General features: G+C 72.4%; 20 protein-coding genes. 9 read left to right on the top strand and 11 right to left on the bottom strand.

Going from position 1 to position 20,827, the window contains the following annotated elements; genetic code table 11:
- Positions 1-8: 8 nt before the first annotated feature.
- From ACFV9T_RS39360 to ACFV9T_RS39325, 8 genes are all read right to left on the bottom strand, one after another.
- Entirely contained in the window at positions 9-1,199 is a 1,191-nt protein-coding gene (locus ACFV9T_RS39360; RefSeq protein ID WP_385447754.1) for an acetylornithine transaminase, read from the bottom strand.
- Entirely contained in the window at positions 1,196-2,155 is a 960-nt protein-coding gene (gene argB, locus ACFV9T_RS39355; RefSeq protein WP_385447751.1) for an acetylglutamate kinase, read from the bottom strand. Before argB ends, ACFV9T_RS39360 begins: the two co-directional genes overlap by 4 nt.
- Positions 2,152-3,309, bottom strand: coding sequence for a bifunctional glutamate N-acetyltransferase/amino-acid acetyltransferase ArgJ (gene argJ, locus ACFV9T_RS39350; protein WP_385447748.1), 1,158 nt, complete (start codon positions 3,307-3,309; stop codon positions 2,152-2,154). The genes argB and argJ overlap by 4 nt, the downstream gene beginning before the upstream one ends.
- Entirely contained in the window at positions 3,306-4,334 is a 1,029-nt protein-coding gene (gene argC / locus ACFV9T_RS39345; protein WP_385447746.1) for an N-acetyl-gamma-glutamyl-phosphate reductase, read from the bottom strand. The genes argJ and argC overlap by 4 nt, the downstream gene beginning before the upstream one ends.
- A 130-nt stretch (positions 4,335-4,464) precedes the next feature.
- Positions 4,465-5,187, bottom strand: coding sequence for a 2-phosphosulfolactate phosphatase (locus tag ACFV9T_RS39340; protein WP_385447743.1), 723 nt, complete (start codon positions 5,185-5,187; stop codon positions 4,465-4,467).
- Between the two features lie 47 nt (positions 5,188-5,234).
- Positions 5,235-6,314 (bottom strand): hypothetical protein, encoded by a 1,080-nt coding sequence (locus ACFV9T_RS39335; protein WP_385447742.1) that lies wholly within the window; start codon positions 6,312-6,314, stop codon positions 5,235-5,237.
- Between the two features lie 238 nt (positions 6,315-6,552).
- On the bottom strand, positions 6,553-7,047 hold the full coding sequence (locus ACFV9T_RS39330) for a PaaI family thioesterase (RefSeq protein ID WP_385447740.1): 495 nt from the start codon (positions 7,045-7,047) through the stop codon (positions 6,553-6,555).
- A gap of 58 nt (positions 7,048-7,105) precedes the next feature.
- On the bottom strand, positions 7,106-8,095 hold the full coding sequence (locus ACFV9T_RS39325; protein WP_385447737.1) for a helix-turn-helix transcriptional regulator: 990 nt from the start codon (positions 8,093-8,095) through the stop codon (positions 7,106-7,108).
- Positions 8,096-8,203: 108 nt separating this feature from the next.
- Here ACFV9T_RS39325 and ACFV9T_RS39320 point away from each other — a divergent pair, with 108 nt between their 5' ends.
- From ACFV9T_RS39320 to ACFV9T_RS39300, 5 genes are all read left to right on the top strand, one after another.
- On the top strand, positions 8,204-9,739 hold the full coding sequence (locus ACFV9T_RS39320; RefSeq protein ID WP_385447734.1) for an MFS transporter: 1,536 nt from the start codon (positions 8,204-8,206) through the stop codon (positions 9,737-9,739).
- Positions 9,740-9,882: 143 nt separating this feature from the next.
- Positions 9,883-10,239: a YciI family protein gene (locus ACFV9T_RS39315; RefSeq protein ID WP_385447733.1), complete on the top strand. Its 357-nt coding sequence runs from the start codon at positions 9,883-9,885 to the stop codon at positions 10,237-10,239.
- A gap of 42 nt (positions 10,240-10,281) precedes the next feature.
- Positions 10,282-11,532 (top strand): RNA polymerase sigma factor, encoded by a 1,251-nt coding sequence (locus ACFV9T_RS39310; protein WP_385447731.1) that lies wholly within the window; start codon positions 10,282-10,284, stop codon positions 11,530-11,532.
- 52 nt (positions 11,533-11,584) lie between these two features.
- On the top strand, positions 11,585-12,070 hold the full coding sequence (locus ACFV9T_RS39305) for a GNAT family N-acetyltransferase (RefSeq protein ID WP_385447799.1): 486 nt from the start codon (positions 11,585-11,587) through the stop codon (positions 12,068-12,070).
- Positions 12,071-12,115: 45 nt separating this feature from the next.
- Entirely contained in the window at positions 12,116-12,604 is a 489-nt protein-coding gene (locus ACFV9T_RS39300; RefSeq protein WP_385447728.1) for a nucleoside deaminase, read from the top strand.
- Positions 12,605-12,607: 3 nt separating this feature from the next.
- On the opposite strand, the gene ACFV9T_RS39295 is transcribed toward ACFV9T_RS39300, so the two are convergent.
- The gene (locus tag ACFV9T_RS39295; RefSeq protein ID WP_385447726.1) at positions 12,608-13,186 is read right to left on the bottom strand and encodes a histidine phosphatase family protein; all 579 of its coding nucleotides are present in this window, start codon (positions 13,184-13,186) and stop codon (positions 12,608-12,610) included.
- A gap of 58 nt (positions 13,187-13,244) precedes the next feature.
- On the bottom strand, positions 13,245-14,690 hold the full coding sequence (locus tag ACFV9T_RS39290) for a PLP-dependent aminotransferase family protein (RefSeq protein WP_385447724.1): 1,446 nt from the start codon (positions 14,688-14,690) through the stop codon (positions 13,245-13,247).
- On the opposite strand from ACFV9T_RS39290, the gene ACFV9T_RS39285 reads away from it, so the two are divergent.
- Together ACFV9T_RS39285 and ACFV9T_RS39280 are read left to right on the top strand one after the other, a co-directional pair.
- The gene (locus tag ACFV9T_RS39285; protein WP_385447721.1) at positions 14,689-15,657 is read left to right on the top strand and encodes a DMT family transporter; all 969 of its coding nucleotides are present in this window, start codon (positions 14,689-14,691) and stop codon (positions 15,655-15,657) included. The genes ACFV9T_RS39290 and ACFV9T_RS39285 overlap by 2 nt on opposite strands.
- Positions 15,658-15,771: 114 nt before the next feature.
- Positions 15,772-15,972 carry a DUF1918 domain-containing protein gene (locus ACFV9T_RS39280; RefSeq protein WP_385447718.1) on the top strand — a complete coding sequence of 67 codons (201 nt, stop codon included), beginning with the start codon at positions 15,772-15,774 and terminating at the stop codon, positions 15,970-15,972.
- A gap of 18 nt (positions 15,973-15,990) precedes the next feature.
- Here the strand turns inward: ACFV9T_RS39280 and ACFV9T_RS39275 are convergent, their stop codons facing one another.
- On the bottom strand, positions 15,991-17,226 hold the full coding sequence (locus ACFV9T_RS39275) for a glycoside hydrolase family 10 protein (protein ID WP_385447715.1): 1,236 nt from the start codon (positions 17,224-17,226) through the stop codon (positions 15,991-15,993).
- Between the two features lie 260 nt (positions 17,227-17,486).
- On the opposite strand from ACFV9T_RS39275, the gene ACFV9T_RS39270 reads away from it, so the two are divergent.
- Positions 17,487-19,763 carry a xyloglucanase gene (locus ACFV9T_RS39270; protein ID WP_385447797.1) on the top strand — a complete coding sequence of 759 codons (2,277 nt, stop codon included), beginning with the start codon at positions 17,487-17,489 and terminating at the stop codon, positions 19,761-19,763.
- A 142-nt stretch (positions 19,764-19,905) separates the two neighbouring features.
- Positions 19,906-20,766: a 3-hydroxybutyryl-CoA dehydrogenase gene (locus ACFV9T_RS39265; RefSeq protein ID WP_385447712.1), complete on the top strand. Its 861-nt coding sequence runs from the start codon at positions 19,906-19,908 to the stop codon at positions 20,764-20,766.
- Positions 20,767-20,827: the final 61 nt, after the last annotated feature.

Raw genomic sequence — 20,827 nt, 5'->3', positions numbered from 1 at the left:
GCTCCGGATCATCGTTCGCCTTGGCTCTCGTGTGCGGCCGTCAGGACGGCGGGCAGTTCCCGGAGCACGGTGTCCACCTCGTCGTCGCCGACGACGAGCGGGGGCGCGAGCCGGACCACATCCGGGCCGGTCGCGTTCACCAGGAGTCCCGCGTCCTGAGCCGCCTGCTGCACCTTCGGCGCGAGGGACTCTGTGAGCACGATACCGAGCAGCAGCCCCGCACCACGGACGTGGCCGACCAGAGCGTGGTCGAGCGATTCGATTCCGTCACGCAGCCGCTCCCCCGCCCGCTTGACGCGGTCGAGGATGCCGTCGGCCTCGATGGTGTCGAGGACGGCGAGGGCGGCGGCGCACGAGACCGGGTTCCCGCCGAAGGTGGACCCGTGCTGACCTGCGGTCAGCAGGTCGGCGGCGGGGCCGAAGGCGACCGTGGCGCCGATGGGGAGGCCGCCGCCGAGGCCCTTGGCGAGGGTGACGACATCGGGTTCGACGCCCTGCGCCTGGTGCTCGAACCAGTGTCCGGTACGGCCGATTCCGGTCTGTACCTCGTCGACGACGAGCAGGGTGCCGGTGGCCCGGGTGATCTCGCGGGCGGCGGCCAGATAGCCCGCCGGGGGGACGATGACGCCGTTCTCGCCCTGGATGGGTTCGAGGATGACCAGCGCGGTGTCGGTGGTGACCGCCGCGCGCAGCGCTTCCACGTCGCCGTACGGCACATGGGTGACGTCACCCGGCAGCGGAAGGAAAGGTTCCTGCTTGGCGGGCTGGCCGGTCAGGGCCAGGGAGCCCATGGTGCGGCCGTGGAAGCCGCCGGTGGTGGCGACCATATGGGTACGGCCGGTCCGCCGCCCGATCTTGAAGGCGGCCTCGACCGCCTCCGCGCCGGAGTTGGAGTAGTAGACCCGCCCGGCGCGGCCGAAGAGCTGGAGCAGCCGCTCGGCGAGCGCCACCGGGGGCTCGGCGACGAAGAGGTTCGAGACGTGGCCGAGCGTGGCGACCTGGTCGGATACGGCCCGTACGACGGCGGGGTGGGCGTGGCCGAGGGAGTTGACGGCGATTCCGCTGACGAAGTCGACGTAACTCTTGCCGTCCGCGTCCCACACCGTGGCGCCCTCGCCGTGGGTGAGCGGGACGCGCGGCGTGCCGTAGTTGTCCATCATCGCGCCCTGCCAGCGCTGCGTCAGCTCCGCATTGCTCACTGGTTCTCCCCCTCGTCGTCCGCGTCGGTCATCTCCGGGTCCGGCACGACCATCGTGCCGATGCCCTCGTCCGTGAAGATCTCCAGCAGGATCGAGTGCTGCACCCGCCCGTCGATGACGCGCGCGTTGGTGACGCCGTTGCGTACGGCGTGCAGACAGCCCCGCATCTTGGGCACCATGCCGCTGGCCAGCTCCGGCAGCAGCTTCTCCAGCTCGCTCGCGCTGAGCTGGCTGATCACCTCGTCGCTGTTCGGCCAGTCCGCGTACAGGCCCTCGACGTCGGTGAGGACCATCAGCGTCTCGGCGTTCAGCGCGGCGGCGAGCGCGGCCGCCGCCGTGTCGGCGTTGACGTTGTAGACGTGGCCGTCGTCCGAGCTGCGGGCGATGGACGAGACGACCGGGATGCGGCCGTCGTCCAGGAGCGCCTTGATGGCGCCGGTGTCGATGTCGGTGATCTGGCCGACCCGGCCGATGTCCACCTGTTCGCCGTCGACCTCGGCGAAGTGCTTGGTGGCGGACATGAGGTGGGCGTCCTCGCCGGTCATGCCGACGGCGAGCGGGCCGTGCTGGTTGAGCAGCCCGACCAGCTGGCGCTGCACCTGTCCGGCCAGCACCATCCGTACGACGTCCATCGCGTCGTCGGTGGTGACCCGCAGGCCCGCCTTGAACTCGCTGACCAGGCCGTGTCGGTCGAGCTGGGCGCTGATCTGCGGGCCGCCGCCGTGGACGACGACCGGGCGCAGCCCGGCGTGCCGGAGGAAGACGACGTCCTGGGCGAACGCGGCCTTCAGCTCCTCGTCCACCATCGCGTTGCCGCCGAACTTGATGACGACGGTCTTGCCGTGGTGGCGGGTCAGCCAGGGCAGCGCCTCGATGAGGATGCGGGCCTTGGGCTGGGCGGTGTGCTTGCGGGCGGTCGGCTGGTCCGTCTTCTGGGGCGAATTCGGCTCGCTCATGATGAGTACGCGCTGTTCTCGTGGACGTAATCGGCGGTCAGGTCGTTGGCCCAGATGACGGCCGATTCGCCGCCCGCGGCCAGGTCGGCGGTGATGCGGACCTCGCGGTAGCGCATGTCGACCAGCTCGCGGTCCTCGCCGACCGAACCGTTCTTGCAGACCCATACGTCGTTGATGGCCACGTTGAGCTGGTCGGGCTCGAAGGCGGCGGAGGTGGTGCCGATCGCGGACAGCACCCGTCCCCAGTTGGGGTCCTCGCCGTGGATGGCGCATTTGAGGAGGTTGTTACGGGCGATCGAGCGGCCCACCTCCACGGCGTCGTCCTCGGTGGCCGCGCCGACGACCTCGATGCGGATGTCCTTGGAGGCGCCCTCGGCGTCCCCGATCAGCTGCCGCGCGAGGTCGGCGCAGACGGCGCGGACCGCCTCGGCGAAGTCGTCGGCTGCGGGGGTGACCCCGGAGGCGCCGGAGGCCAGCAGCAGCACGGTGTCGTTGGTCGACATGCAGCCGTCGGAGTCGATGCGGTCGAAGGTGGTGCGGGTGGCGTCGCGCAGCGCGGTGTCCAGCGCGGGGGCTTCGAGGTCGGCGTCGGTGGTGAGGACGACGAGCATGGTGGCCAGGCCCGGGGCGAGCATGCCCGCGCCCTTGGCCATGCCGCCGACGGTCCACGTCTTGTCGGGGCCCTGGGCGACGGCCGTCTTGTGCACGGTGTCGGTGGTCTTGATGGCGATGGCGGCCTTCTCGCCGCCGTGCTCGCTGAGCGCGGTGGCGGCCGTCTCGATGCCGGACAGCAGGGGGTCCATGGGCAGCCGGAGGCCGATGAGCCCGGTGGAGGCGATGGCGATCTCGCCCGCGCTGTGCCCGAGGACGTCGGCGGTCTTCTCGGCGGTCGCGTGGGTGTCCTGGAAGCCGAGCGGGCCGGTGCAGGCGTTGGCGCCGCCGGAGTTGAGGACGACGGCGGAGACCTGGCCGCCCTTGAGTACCTGCTCGGACCAGAGGACCGGGGCGGCCTTGACGCGGTTGGAGGTGAAGACGCCCGCGGCGGCCAGCCGTGGCCCGTTGTTGACGACGAGAGCGAGGTCGGGGTTCCCGTTCTCCTTGATCCCCGCAGCGATGCCGGAGGCGGTGAAGCCCTTGGCAGCCGTCACACTCATGGAGCGACTCCGATCGTGGAAAGTCCCAGCTCCTCGGGGAGGCCGAGGGCGATGTTCATGCTCTGGACCGCGCCGCCCGCGGTGCCCTTGGTGAGGTTGTCGATCGCGCTGATCACGATGACCCGGCCCGCCGCCTCGTCGAGGGCGACCTGGAGCAGGGCGCTGTTGGATCCGTACACGGCGGCGGTGGAGGGCCACTGGCCCTCCGGCAGCAGGTGGACAAACGGTTCGTCGCCCAGCGCCTTCTCGTACGCGACCCGCAGCGTCCCCGCCGTCACACCGGGCTTCGCCGGGGCGCTGCAGGTGGCCAGGATGCCGCGCGACATGGGGGCGAGGGTCGGGGTGAAGGAGACCGAGACCCGCTCGCCCGCCGCGGCCGACAGGTTCTGGATCATCTCGGGGGTGTGCCGGTGGCCGCCGCCCACGCCGTACGGGCTCATGGAGCCCATGACCTCGCTGCCCAGCAGATGCGGCTTGGGCGACTTGCCCGCGCCCGAGGTCCCGGTCGCGGCGACGATCACCGCGTCGGGCTCGGCCAGCCCCGCCGCGTACGCCGGGAACAGCGCGAGCGAGACGGCGGTGGGGTAGCAGCCGGGCACCGCGACGCGCTTGGAACCGTTGAGCGCGGTACGGGCCCCCGGCAGCTCGGGGAGGCCGTACGGCCAGGTGCCCGCGTGCGGGGAGCCGTAGAACTTCTCCCAGTCGGCCGCGTCCTCCAGCCGGAAGTCCGCCCCGCAGTCGATCACCAGCACCTGGTCGCCGAGCTGCTCGGCGACGGCGGCGGACTGGCCGTGCGGCAGGGCGAGGAACACCACATCATGCCCGGCCAGCGCCTCGGCACTGGTCGGCGCGAGCACCCGGTCGGCCAGCGGGAGAAGGTGCGGCTGGAGGGAGCCGAGCGGCTGTCCGGCGTTGGTGTTGCCGGTCAGCGTGCCGATCTCGACCTCGGGGTGCGCGAGCAACAGCCGCAGCACCTCACCGCCCGCGTATCCGCTCGCTCCCGCCACCGCTGCGCGTATCGCCATTGCCATCCTCCCTCACGGATGGCATGACTATACGATCGACGGCAGCTTTATGCAAAGAAGTTTCCGGACAGCGGTCCGTAGCCGAGACGGGCTACCGCAGTGGCGCGCGAAGGTGGCCGAGCTGAAGGGATCATCCCGCAGGCGCGAAAGCCCCGTCGGAGAGGAGGGGAACCACGGCGGAGCCGCCAAGTTCAACCGCGATGGCGACGTCCTCGGCAAACCCCCCTGCGGCGAGTTCCCGTCCGGAAGCGCAGGTGGCGACGGCGGCGCCCGCGTCGGAGGTCGACGCGAAGACTCCCGCCGCCGCGTCAGCTTCAGGGGAGAGCGCGCCGCTGCCGTATTTCCTCAGCCCGGCGATTACCGCTCCCGCACCCAGCAGGTCCTCGAGCGAGGGCCGGAGACTACCGTCGGGCCAGCGTTCGCCAGAGGCGATCACTCCGACAGGGCGCTCGGCGGACCCGTAACCGTTGGCAGCGAGCCAGCTGCTCACAGCGGCCGCATTGCGGAGCGAGGCCGCGACGACGGTGGCGTCGCCAGCCGCGGAGGCGATGGCTGACCCGTTGGGTGACGGAAGCACCAATCGAGGTGTGAACGGAGCGCGTCGCAATGCGGCCGGAGAGAGTGTCCAAGGAGACGTGCTCGTAGCTGCGCGGCGCCCTACGGCCAACTCTGCGTTCACCTGGCCGGCGAACACCGTGGCACTCTCATCCCGCCACCGATAGGGATAGACCTGTGTCCCTGCCTCCACCGCGACCGTCACTGATGTGGTGAACGAGAGCACATCGACGATCACCAGACAGGCGACGTCCGCCGCAAGGCGGTCCGCGCCGATCGGGCCCCACTCGAAACGCACCCCATGGCCCGCTTGCCTAAACCAGTCGCCCACCTCAGTCGCGCCCGCTAGGACCGCGTCGCCGTCCTGCACTCGTCTCCGGAGGACTCGCCCTGCCCGACCGGTGTGGTGCGGTCGTACGGGTCGACCTCCGTGCCGGTCCCGTCCGCGCGGCGGTCCGGGCCGAAGGGCGGGGTGAAGTAGCCCGAGGGGGCGCCGCAGCCGCCGTTGGTCATGTCGTACTTGTACGAGACGATCGAGAACGTGCCCGGCTCGGTGATCACCTTGTCCGGGTCGTCCCAGCTCAGGACCAGCTCGCGCCGGACGATCGTGCGCACGATCTCGTCGTCGCCGCCGCCCGCGTCCGCGCGGGTGACCGGGTAGACGAAGGTGACGTCGGCGGTCACCTGGAGCGCGCCGCGCTCGCCCTCCCGGTAGGTGAGGCGGCCCCGGGTCTTTATGACGTCGCCGACCAGGTGGGTGCGGGAGGGCTGGAAGCGGCTGAAGAGGAGGAGGGGGTCGCTCTTCTCGCTCGGGGTCCGGAAGGCGGTTTTCAGCAGGTCCTGGACGTCCTTCTGGTGCGGGTTGATCAGTGAGATCGCCTTCTCGGGGCGCTCGCCCCGCAGCACCCCGCGCTCCAGGCCGGACGCGACCAGGAAGTCCCGGCTGCGGGTGAGGGCCCGCTCGACCTCGGCCGCGCTCATCCAGCCGACCGCCCCGGCCTTCGGCACGGTGATCCCCGCCGCTCCGCTCGCCCAGCTCGCCGCCGGGGAACCACGGAACGGCTCGTCCACGGTGGGGCGTTGGGCCGCCCCCGCCGGGGTCTCGGCCGTCGGCGGCGGGGAGGCGGGGTCGTCACCGGCGAACAGGTCCACCACCCGCCCCGGCGCGAGCGCCACCACCAGCAGCACCAGCAAGGCCAGCACTCCGGCCACGTACCAGCCGGTGCGCCGCTTGGGCCGCGCGGGCGTGTAGCTGCGCCAGCCCTCCGGGGGGTCAGGCTCCGCGCGCAGCCGCTTCGCCACGTCGCGGGCCCGCGCCGACGGCTCCTTGGGCGCGTCGGCCGCACCCGCCACCGACTCGCGCAGAAACCGCTCCCACTCCTCGTCGGATCTGGACGAACCGTCCGGCTCCGTACCCGCACCCATCCCCAACCCCCTGGCACTCAGCAGACCGCGCCCCTCCCCTGGGACGCGTCCGCATCATGGCACAGCGCACTGACAGCGGCCCTGGCAGCGGGCCAGCTCGGGCCACTCCGTGACAATTGACGGTGCCCCTCACCCAGGTCGCGGCCGACCAGTTCGAGCTGGCGGACCTGGGGCAGCCGCTCCGCAGGGCGCGGCGGATGCGGTCCGTGGCCTCGTGCCTGGGATCTGGCACACGGCATCATCGCTGCCGCCGACTTCTCCAGATTCCGTAAGTGGTCGACATCGGCGCCGGTGACGGCACCCTGCGCACCATCCGATCCGCCATTCCCGTGGATGGGCGCCTGCTCGTCGACCGCGTTCGGCCGGGCTTCTTCGAAAGGGACGTGATGCGCGCGGTCGCCGTTGCCACGGCTACTGGCCTGCCACGCGAGTCGAGGAGTTCTCCCGCGAGAAAGCACACCTCGGAGCCGCGCTGAACGATCCGTCCGCGCCCGACGAGGCGGCCCGGCAAGGCGGGCCGCAGAAACTGCACATGGAGACCGAGGGTCGGCGCGAACTGCCCGTCCGGCAACGTCGCGACCAACGCGGGCCCCAGCGTGTCATCGAGCATCGCCGCCAGGAATCCGCCCTGGACCACGCCCGCAGGATTCAGGAACTGCTCTCCGGCCGTGAAAGCCACCTCGATGGTGCCGGTATCCGGATCCACCTCGATCAGCTCCCAGCCGAGGGTCACGGCCCCCGGAGGTGGCGGTACCCGCCCGGCCTGCACATCCCAGAACACGCCGCGCGGCTCAGTGCCGCTGTCCGCCGGAGTAGAGGGCCGCGGTCTCCGCCGCGAGGCGGGCCAGCTCCTCGCGCAGCGGCTCCGGTGAGATCACCTCGACGTCGGCGCCGAAGGCCAGCAGGGGCTGGGCCGCGCCCAGGGAGCGGAAGCGCAACCGGAACTCCACCCGCTCCTCGCCGCCTTGGGCGGGGTCCGCTTCGGCGGGCGGCGGGGCGGACAGGTCGGCGCGGTAGATGCTCAGGAAGCGGCGCACGGACGCCCGCCGGACCCGCACCACCACGTCCACCCCCGTGGGGAGGTCGTCGATCTGGCGGCGCAGGGTGTCCCACACATCGGCCAGTTCGGCGCCCTCACGCCGCCGTACGGGCTCGTCGGCGACCGACGCCGCCAGGATGCGGTCCACCCGGAACAGCTGCGGTCGGGCGCGGTGATCGGCCACCAGGTACCAGACGCCCGCCTTGTCGACCAGACCGTACGGATCGAGGGTGTACGACGCCTCGCGGTCGTCGCGGCCGTGCCGGTACCGCAGCCGCAGCCGCCGGTCGGTGAAGACGGCGTCCTGCAGCACCCCCAGGTCGGCCACCGCCGCCGGGGGCCCGCTGCGCCAGCGGACCGGGTCCACCAGGATGCGGCGGCGGGTCAGCGCGGCGGCGTCGCGGTGCGGCTGCGGCAGCGCGGCCATGACCTTGCGCAGCGCCGAGCCGATGGCCCGGCCGAGCCCCAGATCGGCGTGGGCCCGGTCGGTGACCAGCACGAACAGCGCCCGCGCCTCGTCGGCGGTCAGCCCGGTCACATCGGTGCGGTAGCCGGGCAGCAGGGCGATGCCGCCGTTGCGCCCGCGCTCGGCGTAGACGGGCACTCCGGTCGAGGAGAGCGCCTCGACGTCGCGGAAGATCGTGCGTACGGACACCTCCAGGCGCGTCGCCAGCTCGGTGGCGGGCACCTGTCCGCGCGTCTGCAACAGCAGCAGGATCGACAGCATCCGGTCGGATTTCATGCTCCGAGGATCCCCGAAAAACTTGACGGTAGATGTCATGTATTGCGGGGAAGGTGGGCGCGCGGACCGAGGCCGGTCCGCGATTCAGCTCATTTCATGGAGACTTCGATGTCCGCAGACACCACCACCACCGCCGCCCCGGCGCGGCCGGAGACCGCCGGGAAATCGCCCGGGGGCGGGGGCCGCCATCTCGGGCTGGCCCTGTTCGTGATCGCCGCGGCGCAGCTGATGGTGGTGCTGGACGCCACGATCACCAATATCGCCCTGCCCAGCATCCAGACCGATCTGGCCGTGTCCGACGGCAACTTGGCGTGGATCGTCAACGCGTACGCGCTGGCCTTCGGCGGGCTGCTGCTGCTCGGCGGGCGGGCCGGGGACCTGTTCGGGCGGCGGCGGATGTTCCGTACCGGGATAGCCGTCTTCACCGTGGCCTCGGTGCTGGGCGGGCTCGCCCCGGGCGAGGGGCTGCTGATCGGCGCCCGGGTGCTGCAGGGCGTGGGCGCGGCGATGGCCGCGCCCAGCGCGCTGGCCCTGATCACCACGACGTTCCCGGCGGGCAGGGCGCGCAATACGGCGATGGGCGTGTACGCGGCCATGGGCGGGGTCGGCGCCACGGTCGGTCTGCTGCTGGGCGGCACGCTCACCGACGTTCTCGACTGGCGCTGGGTGTTCTTCGTGAACATCCCGATCGGGCTGGCCGTCCTCGCCGGGACCCGGACCCTGGTCGAGGCCGACCGGAGCCCCGGGCGGCTGGACGTGCCCGGCGCGATCACCGGCACGGGCGGGCTGATCGCCCTGGTCTACGGCATCACCCGCGGCGGCGACCACGGCTGGACCGATGGGCCCGCGCTCGGCTCCTTCGCCTCGGCGGCCGTGCTGCTGGCCGCGTTCCTGCTGGTCCAGGCCCGGACCGGGCACCCGATGATGCCGCTGCGGCTGTTCCGGGACCGCAGCCGGTGGGGCAGTTACGCCACCATGCTGTGCATCGGCGCGGGCATGTTCGCCACCTTCTACTTCCTGACGCTCTACATGCAGCTGATCCTGGGCTACAGCCCGGTCAGGACCGGGTTCGCGTATCTGCCCTTCAGCTTCGGCATGGCCCTGGCGGCGGGGCTCAGCTCCAAGCTGGTCGCCCACCTCGCGCCGCGACTGATAGCCGGGCCGGGGCTGGCGGTCGCGGCGGCGGGCATGGTCTGGTTCTCCACCCTGGAGCCGGACTCGTCGTACGCGGGCCAGCTGATGCCCGCGATGTTCGTCACCGCGCTGGGCCTCGGCATGGGCTTCGTACCGATGACGCTGGGCGCGGTCAGCGGGGTGCGGCACGAGGACACCGGCATCGCCTCCGCGCTGCTCAACACCGCCCAGCAGGTCGGCGGCGCCCTCGGGCTCGCGGTCATGTCGACCCTCTCCACCTCGGCGGCGACCGACCGGCTGCCCGGGGCGGCCGCCGCCCTCTACCGGGGGCTGGCCACGCACGACGCCGCCCTGGTGGCGAGGGCCGGTGAGGCGCTGACCCACGGCTACACCCGGGCCTTCGCCGCCGCGGCCGTCATGTTCCTGGCGGGGCTCGCGGTGACCGCGTTCGCCATCAACGCGAGGAAGCAGCAGCACGGCGAGGAGGCGGGACCGGCGCATATGGGCTGACGGCACCCGTTGCCCCGCTCGCCGCGCTCCCCGGAGAAATTTCCTGAAGATTTTTCCGGGGAGCTGTCGATCCGGGCGTCTCCCGTTCGACGTAAGGGTGAGAGGCGAGGGAAAGCCCCCCGCCCGGCGACCGAGGAGTCACCATGCCGCGCTTTCTGACCCTGATCCGTATCGACGAGAAGAACGCCCCCGCCGAGGGCCCCAGCCCCGAGCTGATGGAGCGCATGGGCGCGCTGCTGGAGGAGATCACCAAGGCGGGCGTCATGCTCGACACCGCCGGGCTCAAGCCCACCTCCGAGGGGACCAGGGTCACCTGGTCCGGTGGCAAGCTCAGCTACACCGACGGGCCTTTCACCGAGAGCAAGGAGGTCATCGGCGGCTACTCCCTCGTCCAGGCCAAGGACAAGGCCGAGGCGCTGGAGTGGACCAAGCGGTTCCTGGAGACCCACGAGGACTACTGGACCATCACCGCCGAGGTCCGCGAACTCGAAGAGGGCTGATCCGGTTCCGCTTGCCGGGGTGTGGTGAGGCTGCTCTGATGGGTGGCCGTGACGGCAGCACACGCGACCGAAGCGACCCGAACGGTCGAAGCGGTCTTCAGGATCGAATCCGCGCGGATCATCGCCGGTGTCACCCGCATCGTGCGGGACGTCGGCATCGCCGAGGAACTCGCGCAGGATGCCCTGATCGCCGCGCTGGAGCAGTGGCCGGAGTCGGGCGTCCCGGACAAGCCGGGAGCCTGGCTCATGGCCACCGCCAAGCACCGCGCGATCGACCTCGTACGCCGCAAGGAGACGTACGCGCGCAAGCTGGCCGAGGTCGGGCGGGCCCTGGAGGACGTACCGCCGCCCGATCCCGTGGACCTCGATGACCCTGACGACATCGACGACGACCTGCTGCGGCTGATCTTCACCGCCTGCCATCCGGTGCTGTCGCCCGAGGCCCGTATCGCCCTGACCCTGCGGCTGCTGGGCGGGCTGACCACGGAGGAGATCGCCCGCGCCTTCCTGGCCTCCGAGGCGGCCGTCGCGCAGCGGATCGTGCGGGCGAAGCGGTCGCTGGCCACGGCCCGGGTGCCCTTCGAGGTGCCGTACGGCGAGGACCGGGCCGCCCGGCTCTCCTCGGTCCTGGAAGTCATCTACCTGATCTTCAACGAGGGCTACTCCGCGACCGCCGGGGACGATCTGGTGCGCCCGGCCCTGTGCGAGGACGCGCTCCGCCTGGCCCGGGTGCTGGCCGGGCTCATGCCCAAGGAGCCCGAGGTGCACGGGCTGGCCGCGCTGCTGGAGTTCCAGGCCTCCCGCATCCCGGCCCGCACCGGCCCGGACGGCGCGCCGGTGCTGCTCGCCGACCAGAACCGGGCGAAGTGGAACCGGTTGCTCATCCACCGTGGCGTCGAGGCCCTGCACCACGCGGGCCACGGCCCGTACGCCCTCCAGGCCGCGATCGCCGCCTGCCACGCGCGGGCGGTCCGCTACGAGGACACCGACTGGACGACCATCGCCACCCTCTACGACCGGCTGGCCGCCCTCACCCCGTCCCCGGTGGTGGAGCTGAACCGGGCGGTGGCCGTCTCGATGGCGGAGGGTCCCGAGGCCGCCCTCGTCCTGGTCGACGCCCTGGTGGCGGACCCCGCGCTGCGCGACTACCACCTGCTGCCGAGCGTCCGCGGCGATCTGCTGGAGCGGCTGGGGCGGCGGGAGGAGGCGCGCGCGGAGTTCGAACGCGCCGCCTCCCTCACCCGCAACGCCCCCGAACGCCGCCTGCTGCGGGAACGGGCCGCGCGTGCCTGAGAACGGGCCGCGCGTGCCTGAGACGCGGACGACGCTGCACGGCGCGCGGGTCATGTTGCGCCCCACCGTCCCCACCGACATCCCCCGGCTCGCCGCCATCCGCGCGCGGCCCGAGGTGTACGCCCGCTGGCGGGGCGGCGCGGACCTGGTGGCGGCGGTGATCGAGGACCTGACCGACGCGGACACCGAGACGCTGGCCGTGGTGTACGAGGAGGCCGTCGTCGGCATGATCCAGTGGTCGGCCGAAACCGACCCCGACTACCGGCACGCGAGCATCGACATCTACCTGGACCCGGCGGTGCACGGCCGGGGCCTCGGCACCGACGCCGTCCGCACCCTGGCCCGCCACCTGATCACCGACCACGGCCACCACCGCGTCGTGATCGACCCGGCCTCGGACAACGCCGCCGCCATCCGCGCGTACGAGAAGGCGGGTTTCCGCCCGGTGGGCGTGCTGCGCCGCTACGAGCGCGGGCCGGACGGCAGTTGGCACGACGCCCTCCTGATGGACCTGCTGGCCGAGGAGTTGACGGATTAGCATACGGGCCTGAAAAAGGGGATCACCACCGGGCGGGGAGGCATCGTGGCGGACCACACGACCGACGACGACCTGCGGCATCTGCGCCGCTGTGTGGAGCTGGCGACCGAGGCGCTGGAGGTGGGCGACGAACCGTTCGGCTCGCTGCTCGTCGCGGCCGACGGGACCGTCCTGGCCGAGGACCACAACCGCGTCGCGGGCGGCGACCACACCCGCCACCCGGAGTTGGCGCTGGCCCGCTGGGCGGCGGCGCGGCTGACCCCCGAGGAGCGGGCCGCGGCCACCGTCTACACCTCGGGCGAGCACTGCCCGATGTGCGCGGCCGCGCACGGCTGGGTCGGGCTCGGCCGCATCGTGTACGCCAGCTCGTCGGAGCAGCTGTCGGCCTGGCTCACCGAACTCGGCGTACCCGCGCCGCCGGTGCGGACCCTGCCGATCCGGGAAGTGGTGCCGGGCGCGGTGGTGGAGGGCCCGTACCCGGCCCTCGCCGAGGAGGTCCGTACGCTGCACCGCCGCTTCCACGGCGCGGACTGAGGCCTACGGGATGTCGCCCTCCATCCGCAGTCGCCACTGCCCGGCGCGGCCGGTGAGGGTGACGGTGGAGAGCGGGATCACGTCGATGTTCCAGTAGCAGTGCGGCGGTGCCTTGATGGCGTACATCAGGGCGGCGCGTATCACCCCGGGGTCGGCCACCGCGAGCACCTTGACGTGCTCCTCGACCGGCCGGGTGTCCAGCCAGCCGCCGACCCGGGTGATGAACGCCAGCAGCGATTCGCCGCCGTGCGGTGCCGCGCGGGGGTCGGCGAGCCATACGTCGGCCGCGCGCGGCTCGCGCGCCATCACATCGGCGAGGGTACGGCCGACCCAGCGGCCCATGTCCCAGTCGCGCAGGGCGAGTTGGACGAGCGGGGTGAAGCCGAGCGCGAGGCCGGTCTCGCGGCTGCGCGGTGACGGTGAGCAGTAGCGCAGCTCGGCGGCGGCCAGCGGCAGGAGGACGGGCGCGGCGCGCTCGGCGGCGCGGCGGCCCGCCGGATCCAGCGGCCGGTCGTCGCCGAAGCGTTCCCCGAGCGGCGAGGAGGTCGCGCCTGCGGCGACCAGCGTCAGCCGAAACGTCATTCGCGCATCGTACGGTTCAGCGGGTCCCCGGGGAGGGCCCTCGGCGGAAAGGCGCGCGCTACGCCAGCGCCTCGTCGCACGCCGTACGCAACCGCCGTGCCCCTTCGGCGAGTTCGCCCGTGCCCGCCGCCGACGCGAAGCTCAGCCGGAGGTGCGGCGCGGGCGGCTCCGCGCTGAAGTACGGGCGGCCGGGGGCCACCGCGACCCCGGCGCGCAGCGCGGCGGAGGCGAGCGCGCCCTCGTCGGTGCCGTGCGGCAGGCGCAGCCACAGGTGGTAGCCGCCGGGCGGCACATGCGGTGCGGGCAGCTCGGGAAGCTCTCGCCGCACCGCCGTGACCAGCGCCTCGCGGCGGGTGCGCAGCTCGGACGCGACGGTCCGCAGATGGCGCGGCCAGGACGGCGCGCCGACCAGTTCCAGCGCGGTTTCCTGCAGCGGGCGCGGGACGAAGAAGCTGTCCACGACCTGGATCGCGCGCAGCCGCTCCAGCGCCGGGCCACGGGCGGCGAGGGCGCCCACCCGGAGGCTGGGCGAGGTGATCTTGGTGAGGGAGCAGACGTGGACCACGACCCCGTCCGGGTCGTCGGCGGCGAGGGCCGGGGGCAGCGGGGGCGCGTCCTCGTGGACGAGGTGGCGCGCGAAGTCGTCCTCGATCACGAACGCGCCCGCCTCGCGCGCGATCCGGATCACCTCGCGGCGCCGTTCGGCGGAGAGCACCGTACCGGTCGGGTTCTGGAACAGCGGCTGGCAGACGACGACACGGGCGCCGCCCGCCCGCAGCGCCTCGGCGAGCAGATCCGTGCGGATGCCGTCCGCGTCGACCGGGACGGGGACCGGGCGCAGCCCGGAGGCGCGGGCGGCGGCGAGCATGCCGGGGTACGTGGGCGATTCGACCAGGACGGGCGCGCCGGGCGGAGCCAGGGCGCGCAACGCGCAGGTCAGCGCGGACTGGCCGCCCGCCGTGACCAGCACATCGGCGGCGGCGACGGCACCGCCGCGCCCGCCGATCTCATGGGCGAACCAGGCGCGCAGCTCGGGAAGGCCCTCCATGGGCGGGCGGCCCCAGGCGCCGGGCCGCCGCCCGGCGCGGGCCAGGGCGGCGGCCATGGCGCGCTCGGGCTGGAGCGAGGGGTGGAGATACCCGGCGTTCAGCTCCAGGATCCCGGGCGGCGGGGCGGCGAGGGTGGCCAGCACGCCCGAGGCGTCGACCGAGCGCGGGACGGATTCGCCCGGTGTCTCGACGCTCAGCGCGACCTCCTGCCAGGAGGTGTCCCCGGCCCGTGGCGCCTCGACGCGCGGCGCGGCCCGGAAGGCACCGGCGCCGGGCCGGGTGACGACCAGCCCCTCGGCGGCGAGCGCGGCCAGGGCGCGGGAGACGGTGACCGGGCTCACCCGGTGGCGTTCGACGAGGGCACGGCTGGACGGCAGCTTCTCACCGGGCGAGTAGCGGTTCAGATCCCGGCGGAGGGATTCGGCCAGTTCGGCGACACTGCTACGCTCTTGCATGAGAGCACAGGATAGCGCTACTACCGACGACACGATAGCGGTGAGCGGTGCCGCCGCCCCCGGGCCGGACCCCACCGCCACCGCCACCGCCACCATCGCGGCCGATTCCCACGGCACCGCCCGGAGCGGCACGCTGCTGGCCGCCCTCGGCGTGGTCGCCTTCTCCCTCACCTTCCCCGGCACCGCCTGGGCGCTGGAAGGGCTCGGCCCCTGGTCGGTGACCACCTGCCGGGTGGTGCTCGCCGCGCTGGTGGCCGGGAGCGCGCTGGTGGCGCGGCGGGCGGCGCCGCCGGAGCGGCGCCACTGGCCCGGACTGCTGGTGGTCGCGGCCGGGGTGGTGGTCGGGTTTCCCCTGCTGACCACGCTCGCGCTGCAGACCTCCACCACCTCGCACGCCGCCGTGGTCGTCGGGCTGCTGCCGCTCACCACGGCCGTGTTCTCCGCCGTACGCACCGGGGCGCGGCCCTCGCGCCGCTTCTGGGCGGCGGCGCTGGCCGGGGCCGCCGTGGTGATCGGCTTCGCGGTGCAGCAGAGCGGCGGCGCGCCGACCACCGGCGATCTGTATCTGTTCGGCGCGCTGCTGGTGTGCGCGGCGGGCTACGCCGAGGGCGGGCGGCTGGCCCGCTCCATGCCGGGCTGGCAGGTGATCGGCTGGGCACTGGTGGCCTGCGTACCGGTGGCGGTTCCGGGCGCGGCGATCGCGCTGTACGCCGAGCCGGTGCAGCTCGGCGGGCACGCCGTCGCCGGGCTGCTGTGGCTGGCGGTCGGCTCGCAGTTCGTGGGGCTCGTGGTCTGGTACCGGGGCATGGCCGCCATCGGCGTGGCCCGGGCCAGCCAGTTGCAGCTGGCCCAGCCGCTGCTGACCCTGGTGTGGTCGGTGCTGCTGCTCGGCGAACACATCGGCCCGGCCGCGCCGATCGCCGCCGTCGCGGTGCTGGTGTGCATCGGGGTGACGCAGCGGGGGTGAACAACAGGAGCGAACCGGGGCGAACCCGGCGGGCGCGATCCGGGTGCGCCGGCCATAGACTGGCCACAGGGATCGCAATTGCCCTCCGGGTAGCCACTACAGGAGGTCACGCAGATGGAGGCGACCGTAGGCGACAAGCTGCTGGTGCACGGCAGGGTTGTCGGAGTTCACGACCGGACCGCAGAGATCATCGAAGTGCTCGGGAACCACGGGGAACCGCCGTACCGCGTCCGTTACGAGGACGACGGTCACGAATGCCTGTTCTCCCCGGGCCCCGACTCCGTCGTACGTCATCTGCCCGCCGGACAGCGGTAGCACGGCCGAGGGCCAGGCTCAGCGGGGCGGACGTACCCGGCACGGATAGTGGTCGGCGACCACGCGCGCCATCGCGCCGTTGCGGTCGGCGGCCACTTCCTTCGCCGAGAAGTACACGTTCCCCCGCACCTGCGGATAGTCCGCGCACAGGGTGAGGTGGCGGGACAGCTCCGCCGGGTCCTGCCAGGGCGCGGGCTGCGCCGGATCGCCCGCCTTGTACAGCGCCTCGCCGATGTAGAGCCCCACACCCGTGCCCCGCACCACCTCCGCCCACCACGGCACAAGCTTGGCGTAGTCGGCGGCGGCGAAGCCGATGTTCCAGTAGACCTGCGGGACGACGTAATCGATCCAGCCCTCCCGCACCCAGCGCCGGGTGTCCGCGTACAGATCGTCGTACGTCTGCACCCCGGCCCGGGTGTCCGAGCCCAGCGGGTCGGTGGCGCGGTTGCGCCACACCGCGAAGGGGCTGATGCCGAACCGCACACGCGGCTTCAGCCGCTTGACGCGGGCGGCGGTCTCCCGGACCAGCAGGTCGATGTTGTTCCGCCGCCACGCGGCCCGGTCGGGGAAGCCCGCGCCGTGGGCCGCGTACGCCGCGTCGTCGTCGAAGACCTGGCCCGCCACCGGGTAGGGGTAGAAGTAGTCGTCCCAGTGGACGGCGTCGATGTCGTAGCGCGCGACCGCGTGCAGCATCGCGTCCTGGACGAAGCGGCGGACCTCGGGCAGCCCGGGGTTGTAGTAGAGCTTGCCGCCGTACGGCACGACCCACTCGGGGTGCACCCGGGCCGGATGGGTGGGAAGCAGCCGGGTGGGGTCGGCGTGGTTGGCGACGCGGTACGGGTTGAACCAGGCGTGCAGCTCCAGACCGCGCCGGTGCGCCTCGCGCACCGCCGTGCCCAGCGGGTCCCAGCCCGGGTGCTGGCCCTGCACGCCGGTCAGCCACTCCGACCAGGGCTCGTACGGGGACGGCCACAGCGCGTCGGCGGTGGGCCGGACCTGGAAGACGACCGCGTTGAGCCGACGCTCGACGGCGGTGTCGAGGAAGGCGAGCAGCGAGGCCCGCTGCTCGGCGGCGGGGAGTCCGGGGCGCGCGGGCCAGTCGCGGTTGGCGACCGAGGCCAGCCACATCCCCCGGAACTGTCTGCGGCCCCCCTGCTCATCCGCTGACGCCTCGCCCGGCCAGGCGGCCGTGGCCAGCGCCCCGGCGGCCGCGGCCGTCAGACTTCGCCGTGTGATGCCCGTGATCCGACCCATGCTCACTCCTCGCTCGCGCCACACCACAACTCCCGCCGATGATGGGCGCCTTGGGGGCGGGCGGCAATGGGTACCCCCTGACTTCACTCTTCTCGCAGGGCCATCCGGCCGTTAGCATCGAAAGCACGCACGCATGGGAGCGCTCCCAACACCCTCACCGCACCTCCCGCACACCCCACACCCCCACGCCCGGAGAGGAAGTTCCCGTGCGCAGCAGAGGCAGCAGCAGAGGCAGGAGAAAGACACCGCTCGGCGCGCTCATGACCGTGCTGGCGCTCGTCGGCGGATTACTGACCGCGGCCGCCGCCCCCGCAGCGGCCCGCCCCGACGACTCCCCCACCCCACCGGCGAAACGTCTCGCCTACAGCTGGAAGAACGTCCGCATCGACGGCGGCGGTTTCGTCCCCGGCATCGTCTTCAACCGCAAGGAGAAGAACCTCGCCTACGCCCGCACCGACATCGGCGGCGCGTACCGCTGGGACCAGTCCGGCAAGCGGTGGGTGCCGCTGCTGGACTCGGTGGGCTGGGACCGCTGGGGCTGGACCGGCGTGGTCAGCCTGGCCAGCGACCCGGTCGCGCCGGAGAAGGTGTACGTGGCGGCCGGTACGTACACCAACAGCTGGGACCCGGGCAACGGCGCGATCCTGCGCTCCTCCGACCGGGGCGCCACCTGGCAGTCGACCGCGCTCCCCTTCAAGCTCGGCGGCAACATGCCCGGCCGTGGCATGGGCGAGCGGCTGGCGGTCGACCCGAACCGGAACAGCGTGCTGTACCTCGGCGCGCCCAGCGGCAACGGCCTGTGGCGCTCCACCGACTCCGGGGTCAGCTGGTCGAAGGTGACCGCCTTCCCGAACCCCGGCAACTACGTCGAGAACCCGAACGACGGCAGCGGCTACGCGAGCGACAACCAGGGCGTGGTGTGGGTGACGTTCGACGAGCGCACCGGCTCGTCCGGCAGCGCCACGAAGACCATCTACGTGGGCGTGGCCGACAAGGACAACACGGTCTACCGCTCGACCGACGCGGGCGCCACCTGGTCCCGTATCGCCGGGCAGCCCACCGGCTACCTCTCCCACAAGGGCGTCCTCGACGCGAAGAACGGCTATCTCTACCTCACCACGAGCGACAAGGGCGGCCCGTACGACGGCGGCAAGGGCCAGGTGTGGCGGTACGCCACCGCGACCGGCGAGTGGAAGAACATCAGCCCCACGGCGGACGCCGACACCACCTTCGGCTACAGCGGGCTCACCGTGGACCGCCAGAAGCCCGGCACCCTCATGGTGACGGGCTACAGCTCCTGGTGGCCGGACACCCAGATCTTCCGCTCCACCGACTCCGGCGCCACCTGGACCCGGGCCTGGGACTTCACCAGCTACCCGAACCGCTCCTTCCGCTACACCCAGGACATCTCCTCGGTCCCCTGGCTGACCTTCGGCACCAACCCGGCCCCGCCCGAGGTCACCCCGAAGCTGGGCTGGATGACCGAGGCGCTGGAGATCGACCCGTTCGACTCCAACCGGATGATGTACGGCACCGGCGCGACCATCTACGGCACCGAGAACCTGTCCGCGTGGGACTCCGGCGGCCAGGCGAAGATCACGCCGATGGTGCGGGGTCTGGAGGAGACGGCGGTCAACGACCTGGTCAGCCCGCCGTCCGGCGCCCCGCTGCTGAGCGCGCTCGGCGACCTCGGCGGCTTCCGCCACACCGACCTCGACGCGGTGCCGTCAAAGATCTACACCTCGCCGTCGTTCACCACGGCCACCAGCCTGGATTACGCCGAGACCAGCCCGAACACCGTCGTGCGGGTGGGCAACAACGACACCGCCCCGCGCATCGCCTTCTCCACCGACAACGGCGCCAACTGGTTCCAGGGCACCGAACCGCCCGGCGTCACCGGCGGCGGCACGGTGGCCTCGGCGGCGGACGGCAGCGGCTTCGTCTGGAGCCCCGACGGCGCCTCGGCCGTCTACCGCACCACGGGCTTCGGCAACTCCTGGACGGCCTCCACCGGCATCCCGGCCGGAGCTGTGGTCGAGTCCGACCGCAAGAACCCCAAGAAGTTCTACGGCTACAAGTCCGGCACCTTCTACGTGAGCACCGACGGCGGCGCCACCTTCACCACCAAGGCGTCCTCCGGGCTGCCCGCCGAGAGCGTGCGCTTCAAGGCCGTACCGGGCGCGGAGGGCGACATCTGGCTCGCGGGCGGCACCGCGACCGGCGCGTACGGGCTGTGGCACTCCACGGACTCCGGCGCCACCTTCACCAAGCTCCCGGGCGTCCAGCAGGCCGACACCATCGGCTTCGGCAAGGCCGCCCCCGGCGCCTCGTACCAGACGCTCTACACCAGCGCCAAGATCGGCGGAGTACGCGGCATCTTCCGCTCCACCGACACCGGCAAGACCTGGACCCGCGTCAACGACGACGCCCACCAGTGGGGCTGGACCGGCGCCACCATCACCGGCGACCCCCGGGTCTACGGCCGGGTCTACGTCGGTACGAACGGCCGCGGCATCCTGCGCGGAGACGTGCCGTAACGGCGTCGTCGGCGCACCGTGAACACGGGCGGGCCAGGGCGGCGGCAATGCGGCCCCGGCCCGTCCGCCGTTTCCAACCGACAGGTAACGTCTGGGCCGACAGGGGGATCACACAGACAGCTAGCTCAGCGAAAGGCACGATGTGACCGACATCGAACGCGTCGGAGTAGTGGGCTGCGGCCAGATGGGTGCGGGCATCGCGGAGGTGTGTGCGCGGTCCGGCCTGGAGGTCATGGTCGCCGAGACCACCGGCGAGGCCCTGGAGATCGGCCGCACCCGCCTGACCACCTCCCTCGACAAGGCCGTCGAGCGCGGCAAGATGACCGAGGAGGAGCGGGACGCGACGCTGGAGCGGCTGAGCTTCACCACCGACCTCGGGGAGTTCGCCGACCGCGATCTGGTCATCGAGGCCGTCGTGGAGAGCGAGCAGATCAAGACGCAGATCTTCCAGGTCCTGGACCAGGTGGTGACCCGCCCGGACGCGATCCTCGCCTCGAACACCTCGTCCATCCCGCTGGTCAAGCTGGCCGTCGCGACCTCCCGCCCGGACCAGGTCATCGGCATTCACTTCTTCAACCCGGCCCCGGTGCAGTCACTGGTCGAGCTGATCCCGGCGCTCACCACCGGCGAGGAGACCATCAAGCGCGCCGAGGCGCTGGTCGAAGGGGTGCTCGGCAAGCACGCGATCCATGCCCTGGACCGGGCCGGTTTCGTCGTCAACGCGCTGTTGATCCCGTATCTGCTGTCCGCTATCCGGATGTTCGCGTCCGGTGTCGCGAACCGCGAGGACATCGACAACGGCATGGAGATGGGCTGCGCCCACCCCATGGGCCCGCTCAAGCTGTCCGACCTGATCGGCCTGGACACCATCGCGGCGATCGCCGACTCGATGTATTCCGAGTACAAGGAGCCGCTGTACGCCGCTCCCCCGCTGCTGCTGCGCATGGTCGACGCGGGTCGGCTGGGCCGCAAGACGGGCTCGGGCTTCTACGAATACGCCTGACCGGCGCTGGGCGATCAGCCTCGTGAAAGCGGCCGGGTCCGGGCGTTGAAGACGCCCGGAC

This window comes from Streptomyces sp. NPDC059850 (genome assembly GCF_042731515.1).
In the GTDB taxonomy this organism is placed as follows: Bacteria; Actinomycetota; Actinomycetes; order Streptomycetales; family Streptomycetaceae; genus Streptomyces.
Note: the sequence above shows the minus strand (reverse complement) of the source record. Positions and strands in the feature narration are given on the sequence as shown.

Excerpts from the sequence above, each read along its gene's own strand:
- argB (WP_385447751.1), bottom strand. The coding sequence starts at position 2,155 with ATGAGCGAGCCGAATTCGCCCCAGAAGACGGACCAGCCGACCGCCCGC.
- argJ (WP_385447748.1), bottom strand. The coding sequence starts at position 3,309 with ATGAGTGTGACGGCTGCCAAGGGCTTCACCGCCTCCGGCATCGCTGCG.
- argC (WP_385447746.1), bottom strand. The coding sequence starts at position 4,334 with ATGGCGATACGCGCAGCGGTGGCGGGAGCGAGCGGATACGCGGGCGGT.
- ACFV9T_RS39335 (WP_385447742.1), bottom strand. The coding sequence starts at position 6,314 with ATGGGTGCGGGTACGGAGCCGGACGGTTCGTCCAGATCCGACGAGGAG.
- ACFV9T_RS39325 (WP_385447737.1), bottom strand. The coding sequence starts at position 8,095 with ATGAAATCCGACCGGATGCTGTCGATCCTGCTGCTGTTGCAGACGCGC.
- ACFV9T_RS39320 (WP_385447734.1), top strand. The coding sequence starts at position 8,204 with ATGTCCGCAGACACCACCACCACCGCCGCCCCGGCGCGGCCGGAGACC.
- ACFV9T_RS39315 (WP_385447733.1), top strand. The coding sequence starts at position 9,883 with ATGCCGCGCTTTCTGACCCTGATCCGTATCGACGAGAAGAACGCCCCC.
- ACFV9T_RS39305 (WP_385447799.1), top strand. The coding sequence starts at position 11,585 with ATGTTGCGCCCCACCGTCCCCACCGACATCCCCCGGCTCGCCGCCATC.
- ACFV9T_RS39295 (WP_385447726.1), bottom strand. The coding sequence starts at position 13,186 with ATGACGTTTCGGCTGACGCTGGTCGCCGCAGGCGCGACCTCCTCGCCG.
- ACFV9T_RS39285 (WP_385447721.1), top strand. The coding sequence starts at position 14,689 with ATGAGAGCACAGGATAGCGCTACTACCGACGACACGATAGCGGTGAGC.
- ACFV9T_RS39290 (WP_385447724.1), bottom strand. The coding sequence starts at position 14,690 with ATGCAAGAGCGTAGCAGTGTCGCCGAACTGGCCGAATCCCTCCGCCGG.
- ACFV9T_RS39280 (WP_385447718.1), top strand. The coding sequence starts at position 15,772 with ATGGAGGCGACCGTAGGCGACAAGCTGCTGGTGCACGGCAGGGTTGTC.
- ACFV9T_RS39275 (WP_385447715.1), bottom strand. The coding sequence starts at position 17,226 with ATGGGTCGGATCACGGGCATCACACGGCGAAGTCTGACGGCCGCGGCC.
- ACFV9T_RS39270 (WP_385447797.1), top strand. The coding sequence starts at position 17,487 with ATGACCGTGCTGGCGCTCGTCGGCGGATTACTGACCGCGGCCGCCGCC.